9 protein-coding genes and 1 riboswitch are annotated in these 12522 nt (G+C 69.2%); of the genes, 5 read left to right on the top strand and 4 right to left on the bottom strand.

The genetic code is table 11. The features are described from left to right. Together FXF52_RS21760 and FXF52_RS21755 are read left to right on the top strand one after the other, a co-directional pair. On the top strand, nt 1-1314 hold the full coding sequence (locus FXF52_RS21760; protein ID WP_148799432.1) for a PLP-dependent aminotransferase family protein: 1314 nt from the start codon (nt 1-3) through the stop codon (nt 1312-1314). Nucleotides 1315-1382: 68 nt separating this feature from the next. Next, nucleotides 1383-1634 (top strand): hypothetical protein, encoded by a 252-nt coding sequence (locus tag FXF52_RS21755; RefSeq protein ID WP_148799430.1) that lies wholly within the window; start codon nt 1383-1385, stop codon nt 1632-1634. 171 nt (nt 1635-1805) lie between these two features. On the opposite strand, the gene FXF52_RS21750 is transcribed toward FXF52_RS21755, so the two are convergent. The 3 genes from FXF52_RS21750 to FXF52_RS21740 form a co-directional block, all read right to left on the bottom strand. Beyond that, on the bottom strand, nt 1806-3242 hold the full coding sequence (locus tag FXF52_RS21750; protein ID WP_148799428.1) for a glycine hydroxymethyltransferase: 1437 nt from the start codon (nt 3240-3242) through the stop codon (nt 1806-1808). A gap of 18 nt (nt 3243-3260) precedes the next feature. After that, nucleotides 3261-3349: riboswitch (ZMP/ZTP riboswitch) on the bottom strand. A 138-nt stretch (nt 3350-3487) separates the two neighbouring features. Next, nucleotides 3488-3988: a hemerythrin domain-containing protein gene (locus FXF52_RS21745; protein ID WP_148799426.1), complete on the bottom strand. Its 501-nt coding sequence runs from the start codon at nt 3986-3988 to the stop codon at nt 3488-3490. A gap of 117 nt (nt 3989-4105) precedes the next feature. Beyond that, on the bottom strand, nt 4106-5608 hold the full coding sequence (locus FXF52_RS21740) for a S8 family serine peptidase (RefSeq protein WP_148799424.1): 1503 nt from the start codon (nt 5606-5608) through the stop codon (nt 4106-4108). Between the two features lie 244 nt (nt 5609-5852). Here FXF52_RS21740 and FXF52_RS21735 point away from each other — a divergent pair, with 244 nt between their 5' ends. Both FXF52_RS21735 and FXF52_RS21730 read left to right on the top strand, forming a co-directional pair. Further along, nucleotides 5853-10619, top strand: coding sequence for a hypothetical protein (locus tag FXF52_RS21735; RefSeq protein WP_148799422.1), 4767 nt, complete (start codon nt 5853-5855; stop codon nt 10617-10619). Nucleotides 10620-10741: 122 nt separating this feature from the next. Further along, a complete protein-coding gene (locus tag FXF52_RS21730; protein WP_222870602.1) occupies nt 10742-11209 on the top strand; it encodes a FixH family protein in 468 nt (155 codons plus the stop codon). Nucleotides 11210-11374: 165 nt separating this feature from the next. Here the strand turns inward: FXF52_RS21730 and FXF52_RS21725 are convergent, their stop codons facing one another. Then, the gene (locus tag FXF52_RS21725; RefSeq protein WP_148799418.1) at nt 11375-12109 is read right to left on the bottom strand and encodes a histidine phosphatase family protein; all 735 of its coding nucleotides are present in this window, start codon (nt 12107-12109) and stop codon (nt 11375-11377) included. A 136-nt stretch (nt 12110-12245) separates the two neighbouring features. Between FXF52_RS21725 and FXF52_RS21720 the strand changes: the two genes are divergently transcribed. Further along, entirely contained in the window at nt 12246-12488 is a 243-nt protein-coding gene (locus tag FXF52_RS21720) for a hypothetical protein (protein ID WP_255472206.1), read from the top strand. The last annotated feature ends 34 nt before the right edge of the window (nt 12489-12522 follow it).

The raw sequence follows: 12522 nt of genomic DNA, 5'->3' as shown, positions 1-12522 counted from the left end.
GTGGAGCCCGTGGACCTGACCGTCGCGGCCCTGCACCGCAGCGTCGACGACCCCGCGCTGAACTCGATGAACTTCCTCAACGAGGTGGCGCAGCACTACCCGGACGCGGTCTCGCTCGCCGCCGGTCGGCCGTACGAGGAGTTCTTCGACTCCGCGGTGCTGCACCGGCACCTGGACACCTTCCGCCGGCACCTCGCCGACGACCTCGGGCTGAGCCCCGCCCAGGTCGACCGGACCCTGCTCCAGTACGGCCGGACCAAGGGCATCGTGCACCACCTGATCGCCCGCAACCTCGCCGTCGACGAGCAGATCACCGTCGACCCGGAGGCGATCGTGGTGACCGTCGGCTGCCAGGAGGCGATGTTCCTGGTGCTGCGGGCCCTGCGGGCCGGCCCGGAGGACGTGCTGCTCGCGGTCGCCCCCACGTACGTCGGGCTGACCGGCGCGGCCCGCCTGGTCGACCTGCCCGTGCGCCCGGTCACCGGCGGCCCGGACGGGATCGACCTGGCCGACCTGCGCGCGCAGCTGCGCCGGGCCCGGGCCGAGGGGCTGCGCCCGCGCGCCTGCTACGTGATGCCCGACTTCGCCAACCCGTCCGGCGTCAGCATGGACCTGGCGCAGCGGCGGCGGCTGCTCGACCTCGCCGCCGAGGAGGAGTTGCTGCTCATCGAGGACAACCCGTACGGCCTCTTCCCGGCCGGGGGCACGGAGCGGCGGCCCACCCTCAAGGCGCTGGACGGCCGGCGCGGGGTGGTCTACCTCGGCTCGTTCGCCAAGACGGTGCTGCCCGGGGCCCGGGTCGGGTACGTGGTCGCCGACCAGCGGGTGGCCGGCTCCGACGGGACCGTCGGCCCGCTCGCCGACCAGCTGGCCAAGATCAAGAGCATGGTCACCGTGAACACCTCGCCGATCGCCCAGGCGGTGATCGGTGGGGCGCTGCTGGCCCACGACTGCTCGCTGTTGGCGGCGAACGCGCGGGAGCGGGCCGCGTACGCCCGCAACCTGGGGCACCTGGTCGACGGGCTGGCCCGGCGCTTCCCGGCCGGCGGCCCGGTGCGCTGGAACGTGCCGGCCGGCGGCTTCTTCGTGGTGGTGACCGTGCCGTTCGGCGTGGACGACGCGCTGCTGCACCGCTCGGCCCGCGAGTACGGCGTGCTCTGGACCCCGATGGCCCACTTCTACGACGACGGGGCCACGGTGAACGCGCTGCGGCTGTCGGTCAGCGCGGTCACCCCGGACGAGATCGACCTGGGCCTGGACCGGCTTGCCGCGCTGGTCACCGACGAGCTGGCCGCGCTGGCCGCCCCGGCCTGACGCCGCAGTGTCGCCGTTCCGCCACCACCCGTGTGCCCGGCGCGGAGGTGACCGTTGATAATGGACGGATGGTTGCCTGGGAGTACGCGTTGCTGGTCCGCCGCTATCAGGGGCAGGGCCGCAATTTCCACGTCTCGTTCGTCTGGTACGGCCCGGACGGGTCGCGCTCCGACGTGACCGCGTACGGGGACACCGCGATCGCGCACCTCAACCGGGTCGGCCGGGACGGCTGGGAGCTGGTCTCCGCCGCCGAGGACGTGAACAACGTCCAGGGCAGCACCGAGGTGCACCGCTACCACCTCAAGCGCCCCCTCCGCTGACCCACCCCACCCCACCCCACCCCGGACCACCCGGTGATCATGAAGTTGGCCGCGGAGAGAGCGTTTTCCTCCGCCGCCAACCTCATGATCAACGCTGTTCCGGCCGGATGTGCCGACGCCCCGCGCGGGCGGGGCCGGGCGGGGCGTCGGGGGAGGCGGGCGTGGGCGAGGTCAGCCGAGGTCGACGGCCGGGTAGAGCGGGAAGTTGGTGAGCAGCTCGCTGGCCTGCTTGCTCACCTTGTCCGCCAGCGCCGGGTCGAGCACGTACTTGGCCTTGGATGGAGTGCCGTCCGCGTTCGCGGCCGGGGTGGTCTGGGCGAGCACGGTGTGGATCAACTCGGCGGTGGCGTCCATCTCGGCGGTGCCGAGACCGCGGGTGGTCAGCGCCGGGGTGCCGATCCGGATCCCCGAGGTGTACCAGGCGCCGTTCGGGTCCTGCGGCACGGAGTTGCGGTTGGTCACGATGCCCGAGTCGAGCAGCGCCTGCTCGGCCTGCCGGCCGGTGAGGCCGTACCCGGAGACGTCGATCAGCACCAGGTGGTTGTCGGTGCCGCCGGTGACCAGCTTCGCGCCCCGGCGCAGCAGCCCCTCGGCGAGCGCTTGCGCGTTGGCCACGATGCGCTGCGCGTAGCCGGCGAAGTCGGGGCGGCGGGCCTCGGCCAGCGCGACCGCCTTGGCGGCCATCACGTGCGGCAGCGGGCCGCCGAGCACCATCGGGCAGCCGCGGTCGACCTGGTCGGCCAGCTCCGGGCCGCACAGCACCATGCCGCCGCGCGGGCCGCGCAGCGACTTGTGCGTGGTGGTGGTGACGATGTGGGCGTGCGGCACAGGGTCGAAGTCGCCGGTGAAGACCTTGCCCGCGACCAGGCCGGCGAAGTGCGCCATGTCGACCATGAAGGTGGCGCCGACCTCGTCGGCGATCTCCCGCATGATCCGGAAGTTGACCTTCCGCGGGTACGCCGAGTAGCCCGCCACCAGGATCAGCGGCTTGAACTCCCGCGCCGCCTCGGCGACCTTGTCGTAGTCGACCAGACCGGTGGCCGGGTCGGTGCCGTAGCTGCGCTGGTCGAACATCTTGCCGGAGATGTTCGGGCGGAAGCCGTGGGTCAGGTGCCCGCCGGCGTCCAGCGACATGCCGAGCATCCGCTGGTTGCCCAGCTCTCGGCGCAGCGCGAACCAGTCCGCCTCGGTCAGCTCGTTGACCTGGCGTACCTGGGCCTTCTTCAGGGCCGGGGACTCCACCCGATCGGCCAGGATCGCCCAGAAGGCGACCAGGTTGGCGTCGATGCCGGAGTGCGGCTGCACGTACGCGTGGGCCGCACCGAACAGCTCCCGGGCGTGCTCGGCGGCGAGCGCCTCGACCGTGTCCACGTTCTGGCAGCCCGCGTAGAAGCGGCGGCCGACCGTGCCCTCGGCGTACTTGTCGCTGAACCAGTTGCCCATGGCCAGCAGGGTGGCGGGGGAGGCGTAGTTCTCGCTGGCGATGAGCTTGAGCGACTGGCGCTGGTCGGCCAGCTCCGCCCCGATGGCGTCCGCCACCCGCGGCTCGACGGCGCGGATCACCTCGAGCGCGCTGCGGAAGGCGGTGGATTCGGCGTTCAGCGACATGCGACCTCCTGATGACGTGCGGAAGGCCCAGGCGCTCGGCGTGCGTCCTCGTGACGGGACCGCTCCCCGATGGTGCTCCATCCCACGCGCCAGTCACGGCCCGCGCCGATCCTACCGGGTACGCCGCGGGCCGGCCCGGTCCACCTCCGGCCGACCGGGCAGGTCGCGCCGGCCGGGGGCCGGGCCGCCTCATGACGGCGGGACCCACCCCGCCGGAGCCGGGTCCCGCGGCACGTCACCTCAGGTCAGGCGGTCACCGCGTCCAGTGACTTCTTGAGCGCCTTCGGTGCGGTGGGGGTCTTCGGCGCCTTCGGGCGCAGCTCGATCATGCGCGCGCCGATCTCCTGCAGCTGGTTGCGCCCGAGCGCCTCGCGCACCTTCGGAAACCACTCCTCCTCTTCCTCCTGGACGTGGTGCAGCACGTTCTCCATCAGCACCGTCGTCTTGGCGTTGTACCGCTCGTCCTCGGCAGCCATGGTGAAGAGCTCGAAGCAGAGCACGTCCGCGACGTGGTGCTCCTCGTACGACTCGAGGATGTCGTCCTCGACGTCGGGCACCAGCTTGCGGACCTCCGGGTACATCACCTCGTTCTCCAGGTAGGTGTGCACGGTCAGCGCCTCGAGGATCTGCCGGACCAGCTGCTGCCGTTTGCTCGCCGGTCCCTCCTCGGCATCCTGGAACGCCTTGAACAGGCGGCGCATCTCCTTGTGGTCCTCTTTCAACAGGACGATGGCATCGGTGGACACCGGGTGACCTCCTCGAGTCGGCGGATGCCGCCCCCGGTACCCCCGCCCGGAACAGCGCAAACAGCAGGACGGGGCCCGACGTCGGAACGCCGGACCCCGTCGCTGGTGGTGCGGGTGTTACTTGACCACGTTGTACGCGTCGACCATGCCGGCGCCGTAGAACGAGTTGCGGGCCCCGCCGGAGCAGGTCGCGTCGTAGGCGTGCGGGCCGTCCGGGTGCAGCGGAGCCGGGTTGTAGACGCCCGCCGGGCAGGACTGCGCGACCGCCGTACGCTCCAGGAACGACGACAGCTGGCCCGGGGTCATCCCCGGGTGCGCCGACAACGCCAGCGCCGCGACACCGGTGGCGTGCGGGCCGGACATCGAGGTGCCCTGCTTGTACCCCCACCCGTTGACCATCTCGCCCTTGGCGTTCGGCAGTGCGATGGTCGACAGGATCTGGTCCGCGGTGGTCGGGCGCGCGCCCTGGGTGCGGAACCGGCTGTCACCACCCGGCGCCGTCACGTCGATGACGCCCTGGCCGTACGAGGAGTAGAAGCTCTTCGCACCGGTCGGACCCACCGCACCGACGGTCACCACGCCCGGCGCCTCGGCCGGCAGGTCGAGGCAGGCGTTGGTGAGGTTCTCGCGGTTCTCCTTCTGGTCGTCGGGCACGTTGTTCGGGCTGCCGGTGTCGGTGATCTTGTGCGCGAGGTCGAAGTTCGAGTTGCCCGCGGACGCCACGTTCAGCACGCCCTTGGACTGCGAGTAGCGGATCGCCCGCTGCACGGCCTGCCACACCGGGCGCTGGCGCGCGTCGTTGCGGCAGTTCAGCTCCCACGGGTCGATGTAGTAGCTGTTGTTGGTCAGCTGCATCCCGTGGTCGGCGGCCCAGATGAAGCCGCAGATCGCAGCCTCGGGGTAAATGAACTGGTCGTTGTTTACGACCTTGACGGCGGCCACCTTCACCCCCGGCGCGATGCCGGTCACGCCGACGCCGTTGACGGCGGCGGCGATGGTGCCGGCCACGTGGGTGCCGTGGTCCGAGGTGGTCGGGTTCCAGGCCGCCTCGGTGGTGTCGGCGACACCGCCGATGCAGGACGCGCTCTTGTCCTTGGCGATCTGGCTGGCCAGGTCAGGGTGGCTGCTGGAGATGCCGCTGTCCAGCACACCGACCACGACGTTCGAGCTGCCGCTGGTGACGGCGTGGGCCTGCGGGACGTGGATCGTGTTCATGTCCCACTGCTGGCCGTACAGCGGCTCCTTGGTCGGGTCGCCGGTGGCATTGGCGACCTCTTCTGCGGAGACCTCCACGGTCTCGCCCTCGTCGAGGGCGGTGCCCAGGCCGGCGGTGGACGCGACCGACTCGACGCCCGCGCCCGCCACCTGGGTGGCGAAATTCGGGTTGGTCGAGCGGACGACGAGCACACCGATCTGGTCGTAGCTGGCCACGACGGTGCCCTTGGCGGCCGCCACGCGGGCGGCGGCCTTGTCGGTCTTGCCGCCCTGTGGGGCGAGGACCAGGAACGTGGTGTCCGGTCCGGCTGCGGCCGCCGGTGCCAGCCCGCCGGTGGCGGCGAGGCCGACGCCGAGCGCCACGACGGACGCTGCGGCCAGTGTCTTGCGACGAAGGTTCTTCACACAGACTCCCAGAGGGCCGATCCAGCCGAGCCCCATGCCTGGCGGGCAGGGGACCGGCGGAAAACGAGCAGGCTGCTCGCCTTCGAGGGATCAGCGTAGGGAGCCGGTGTGGTGTTACACACACCCGAACGGACGAACAACAACCGTCAGACGGTGGCCAAACCCCGGTCAGTTGACTGGGTCGGTCGGTCTCTGTCGATGCCACGACAGCAGGCCCCAACCGACCGCATGCCGCTCAAAATCATTGACACACTTCACTGTTTCGAAGACGATGATTGTCGTCTGTACTGCAGACCGGCCTCGGGGGGTCGCGCAGTGTAACTGTTGCGCGTCATGGCTGTATCAGGTTCGTCGCGCGTCCCTGGGTCCGACCGTCTTGGTCATACCAGGAGGATGCATGGCCGCACCGTATGCCGACCTCACTCCCATCCTCGTCATCCTGGCCGTCGTCGCGCTCGTGCTCTTGCGGGCCCGGCGCAATCCGTCGTGGCCGGTCAAGCTCGCGCTGTCCCTCGGAGCGGGGCTGTGGATGGCGCTCGCTGCCGGATCGATCTGGATGGTGAGCCAGGCAACCGCCGCTCAACTGCCCGGACCGCAGCCCGCCTCATCCAGTGATCCGTGTTCCGCAGGTCAGACACCGAAACGCTTCACGGTCTCGCTCATCAATCTGCCGATCTTCCTCAACCGCTTCGGGGACGTGGTGCCGGAAGGCCGCATGTACGTGCTCGATGAGAACGTCGAAAAGGTCCGGAGCGGCTTCGCCGATGCCGCCAACCCGGCCAAGGCGGACGAGAACGACCTGATCGAGCCCCTGACATTGCGCGTCAATCGGGGCGACTGCGTCGAGGTTCAGTTCACGAACCGCCTCAACGAAGCGGCGCCGTCCCTCACTCGGCAGGTACGCGACAATGCGATCTTCACGCTGCCCGGGGAGACCTTGCGCGCTGCGGGCACGGTCACCACGGCACCCCGCGAGTTCGCCCCCGCGCTCACGGTGCCCGACAACGACTTTGATCGCACCGTGGCGCCGAACGCTTCGATGCACTTCGACGGGCTTGACTACGACGTCAAGGGCTCGGATGGCACCATCGCCGGCTACAACCCCGACTCCACCGCCCGCCCCGGCCAGACCATCACCTACCGGTTGTTCGCTCAGGTGGAGGGCGAGTTCCAGTTCAAGGACGGAGCGGACTTCTCGTCGCAGCAGACCCGCCCGGTCGACAGCACCGGCAAGGTCCGCTTCATCGGCTCGCACTCGTTTGGCGCGTTCGGCGCCATCATTGTTGAGCCGCCGGGCGCAACGTGGGTGGACTCCCGCACGGGCGCGCCGCTCTCGTCGGGCACGCGGGCCGTCGTGCAGCGGCCGGACGGCTCCGACTTTCGGGAGAACGTGCTGTTCATGCACGACGAGGTGGAGGCGGAGCCGGGCATCCTGACCCGCTTCTGCCGCAGCGAATCTAGCGGGGAACAGGGTGGCAACGAGTGCGTGCAGCCGACGGCTGCCCAGCTGGAATTGCTGACCGAGGGGACACTGCCGGGCCTCGGCGGCGGTGACGCGGACGCCCTCGTCCAAGGTGAGGTGCCGGTCAAGCTGGAATGGTTCGCCTTCAACTACCGCTCCGAACCCGGATTCAACCGGGAAGAGGTGGGTTGCCCGGCCGCCACCCGGGCGGCCCAAGAGTACGACGCGGAGCGCTGCATCGGAGAGGAGACAGCCCTCTCCTCCTGGGCGTACGGCGATCCCGGCGGCGGTGACCTGGTGTTCGCCAACTACCGCGGTGAGCCGACGCAGGTCCGGCTGCTGCACCCGGCCGAGTTGGAGACCCACACGTTCCACTGGCACGTGAACCGCTGGATGTTCGACCCGGCTGACGAGGGCGGGTTGGATCAGATCAGCAAGCCCACCCACCGGACGACGACCACCAACGTCCTCGATGTGCAGGCGGTGTCGCCCGGCAGCCACTACGGTCTGGTCGTCCAGGGAGGCGCCGGATCGGCACACCGGGACAAGCCGGCCACCTTCGGCGACATCATCTTCCACTGCCACCTCTACCCCCACTTCGCCACCGGCATGTGGGGGCTCAACCGCACCCTCGACAAATTCGAGGATGGGAGCCGGTGGAACCCGGACGGGACGCCCATCCCGGCACTTGAACCACTTGCGGACTTCGACTATCAGAAGGACGTGGACGGGGTGAACCCGCCGCCTTCGCCGACGGCGGGGAGACCTGGCTTCCCGCTGTTCGTACCCGGCAAATTCGGATTCAAGGCGCCCAAACCGCCGCTCGGAGTGCCCGACCGCAGCGAAGCCGGTGTCTTCCCGCCGACGGCCTTGGAGCAGGCGGCGGCGGACCCGGGGGCCAAGGTGCCTGGAGGCTACTTCCAGGATCCCTGTCCCGCCGGTCGCCCCACCAAGACCTATGAGGTGGCGGCGATCGAAATCAGCCAGGAGTACAACCCGGAGCTGAAGTGGACGAATCCGCAGTCCCGGGTCTACGTGCTGCAGTCGGACAAACAGGCGGTGCGGGACGGGCGAAAACCGGAGCCCTTCGCGCCGATCCTGAACGTCGGGGACTGCGTCGTCTACAAGCTGACCAACGAGTTGCCCCGGCAGTTCGGCGGCAATGTCTTCGACCGCGCTCAGGAGACGAACGAGGTCGGCCTGCACCAGCACATGGTCCAGTTCGACGTGCTGTCGTCCGACGGGGCGGCCAACGGCTGGAACTACGACCAGGGCGCCGACATCGACCAGACCATCACCTACCGCGACTTCGTCCACGAGAACACGAGCACCAACTCCTTCCACGACCACTTCTTCCCCAACGTCCATCAGGACAACGGGCTCTTCGGTGGTTCGACCATCCACCCGGCTGGATGCGTGCCGTCGCCTAACCCTCGGCCCGATTCACCGATCGGGACGATCTTCGACCTGCACTGCACACCCACGACCGACTACGCCGGCCAGCAGACCGACGGCAAGGACTACCGCAACTTCTCGCTCTTCATAGAGGACCACGTGCCGGTCTTCCAGCCGGACGACCCGAACACCAGCAACGACGACGCCTTCGTCACCAACGACGGCGTGCCGGTGCATCCGCCCAAGTTCCCGTCCAGCACTGATGACCAGGGCGTCATGGGGATCAACTACCGCCTCGAGCCGTTCGAGGCGCGCAGGAACGCCGACCCGGCGGACCTGTTCAACTCATCGGTCCACGGCGATCCGTACACCCCGCTGTTGCATGCGTACGGCGGGGACCCGGTGAAGTTCCAGATTTTCCAGTTGTCCCAGGAGGAGTCGCACGGCTTCAACCTCGAGCGCTTCCGCTGGAAATTCGAACCCAAGGACCCTGAGTCGAACGTCGTGCAGGCGCAGCACATCGGCATCCTGGAGTACTTCGAGCTAGCGATGCCACTGGACCAGTTCCCGCCCCTGACGCAACATGTGATGACGCAGGACTTCGAGTACTACCTCGGCGGCGCCGACGACTTTTTCCTCGGCGCCTGGGGCAAGGTGCGGCTGTACTCCTGTTCGAACCCCGAGTTCGGGCCGCCGCCGTCGGTCCCCACACTGCCCGACTATCCGGCGGACTTCTGTATCGGCGGGGATGTCCTGCCCTCGGGAGCGGCCAGGGCCGAGGCGGCGGAAAACGCGAGTCCGGCCGCCGAGACCTGCACGACGGGGGCGGATCGGTCCTTCAGCATCGTGGCGATTAACAAGGACATCACCTACAACAACGCCGGTGATCACGACCCCAACGGTCTGATGTACGCGCTGGCGGCCGACGAGAATGCGATCCGAACCGGCAAGAAGCAGCCCGAGCCACTGGTGATCAGGGCGAACGCGGGTGACTGCATCGCCGTCACGTTCACCAACAAGATCGACCCCGCCAAGATGGCCCCGCACTGCCACGAGGCCATCGAACCGGGGCAACTCGGGTTCAAGCGCGGGGTACTGAGCTATCCGGCCTGCATCGACCAACCCCCGAAGAACGAACACAACGTGCCAGGATTCCAGCCGTTCCCGGTCAGCGCGAAGGCCTCCATCACCGCGCAGCTCGTGGAATCGACGCCTCCGGTCGCGGTGGCACCCGGCGGGAGCACCCAGTACCGCTGGAAGATTCCCACGAATGTCACCGGGATGGCCCTGCTGCGCGACGGCGCGGACGTCCAGAACCACCTGCACCACGGTCTGTACGGCGCGCTGGTCATCGAACCCGCCGGATCGAACTGGGTCAGCCCGGTCGACGGCCGCGCCCTCACCAGTGGCACGAGCGCCGTCATCACCCACCCCACTCAACCGGACTTCCGGGAGAACATCGTCCTGCTCAACAGCGATCTGGCGCTGTTCCGGAAGGACACGAACGGCAACACCGCAGACGACCCGCCGGTGCCGGACAACTTCGATCTGGTCACCACGCCGAGTCGGGAGGCGGACGACCCCGAGGACCAGGGCGAGTTCTCGGTGAACTACCGCAACGAACCCTGGTCGCACCGGTACGCGACGGACCAGAACATCACCAACATCTTCAGCTCAGCGATACACGGCGATCCGTCGACACCGCTGTTCCAGTCGTATGCCGGTGACAAGACCGTCTTCCGGGTCGGGCAGGCCGTCGGTGACCCGCGTTCGACGAGCTTCAGCCTGCACGATCACACCTGGCGGCGCTCGCCGAACGACCCGCAGTCCCAGATCGCCGCGAGCCAGGGCCAGTTCAACCCAGGGGTGGTCTACGACATCGTCCTTGACCCGGCCGTCACCGGCGGGGCTGGGGGCCGCCGCGCTGCGGCGGGCGACTACCTCTACCACACCAACACCCTCGCTCGTCACATGACCGGGGGGCAATGGGGGCTGTTCCGGGTGCATGCCACAGCGCAGTCCAATCTGATCCAACTTGCCGATCACCCGCTCGGGCCGTCAGGGAGCGCCAGCGGAACCACCCCACAGTCCCTGGCCTGGCTCGGTACACCGGCACCGGCCAGCCGCCGCGGACGCCGAGGGAGGCGACGGTGACCAGCAAACTCAGGCTGCCCGATGAGATGTTGGGCAGGCCGCCGTCGCGAGGGCCGGTCAGAAGACCGGCCGGCCGCGGCCGGAGCAAGCGGCACCGGGGCCCGAGTCCGTTCCGCCAAGGCATGATCCTCGGCATCTGTCTGGGGATGACCGTCGCGCTGATGATCGGAGCGTTGGGATTCCTGCTCACTCGACCGACCGCCGTAGCGGACGTGTCCGCGGGGCAAGCCGAGAAGAAGGGGGCCGGCCAGCCGGCGGCAGGCCAGGAGCAGCCGGCGGCGTCGATCGACGTGACGGCCCAGCATATCGGCGACCTGCAGGTGCGGATCGAAGCCAAGGTCACCGCACCCGGCTCCTACGATCCGATCACGAAGGGGCAGGTGTTCGCCTACACCGACATGGTGGCCATGCCGCTGTCCCACAAGAAGGGTCCGATCGTGATGGCCGAGGTGGCCGGCCGGCCCGGCACGTATCAAGCTGTTACCCAGGTGCCCATGATCGGCGAGTACAACGTCACTGTCGAGGTGCGGCAACCGATGGCATCGCGAGCGGACAAGCGGGTTGATGTGCAGGGGGTGACGAAGAGCTGATGCCCGCCTGTCCATGAAACCTGAGGTCGTGGGTCGGTCCCTTGGGGAGCCGGCCCACGACCACGTCGCGGGGACTCGCAGCAGATGTGAGTCCAGACGGTCGCCAGGGTGTGTGGGACCTGGATGCTCAGCGCCCAGACCCGCAGCAGGGCGGGGGCGATGACGTCAGACCGGCTCGGCACGGATCTCGTCCTCTCGGGTTCGCGGCGCCCCTTCCTCGTGCAGGTGGGTGACGTCGTTGAACATGTCCAGGGCGAGCCGGCCGGTGGGGTCGACCGACCAGCCGGTGACCGAGCAGTTGGCGATCGAGTATGCCCGGGTCAGCGCCAGCAGTTCGTCCTCGGTGAGCCCCTCCACCAGGTAGCGGAGCACGAAGACCAGGGCGTCGTGGCCGAAGAGCAGCACCCGCCGGCCCTCGTGGTCGCGGCGCAGGTCGCCGAGGAGCGCGCGCAGCCGCAGCGCCACATCGGGCCAGGACTCGCCGCCGGGCGGCCGGTAGTAGAACTTGCCGAGGCGGGTCCGGCGTTCCGCCTCCATGGGGAACCGCTGCCGCACCCCGTGCTCGGTCAGCCCGTCGAGGATGCCCTGCTCCCGGTCGCGCAACCGCTCGTCCCGGCTGACCGGGATGCCCGTGCCGGCCAGCGCCAGGTCGGCCGTCTGCACCCCCCGCAGGTACGGCGACACCACGGCCAGGTCGGGGCGGTGCGCCTCGGGCAGCCCGGCCAGCCAGCGTCCGGTGACCCGGGCCTGCTCCTGCCCGGTCGGCGACAGCGGCACGTCCGCGTCGCGTTCGTGGGTGAGTCCGATCAGTTCGGCCCCGGCCGCCTCCGCCCGGCTCGCCGCGACGTTGGCCGTGCTCTCGCCGTGCCGCACGATCCACAGCGCCGCCAGTTCCGCCATGCGGCCTCCCGTACCCGGGCCCGCCGGGCGGTAACCGTGCGGCCGCCGCGCGTCCGCCGGACCGGCGGGGCGTGAACCCGTCGCGGGCGGGTATGCGCTGGCGCTACCGCAAGCCGAGACATGGGGGAGGTATGTCGTGGCCACGACCATGACCAAGGAACAGATGAGCCCGGTGCGGGACAAGAACTACGACCTGATCCACACGCTGCAGATGTCGTTGGAGAACATCTACCGGATGGACACGTACATCGCCGACGCGGACCAGCGCGGCGACACCGAACTCGCCAACTGGTTCCGCAAGATCCAGGAGAACAACCGCAAGGCCGGTGACCAGGGCAAGCAGATGCTCATGGCACGGATGCAGCAGGAAGGTCGCTGAGCACCGGCGCGGCCGGGGCCGGGACGCACGCCGT

Source organism: Micromonospora sp. MP36 (genome assembly GCF_008119785.1).
Lineage (GTDB): Bacteria > Actinomycetota > Actinomycetes > Mycobacteriales > Micromonosporaceae > Micromonospora.
This window is presented reverse-complemented; position numbering and strand designations above follow the sequence as displayed.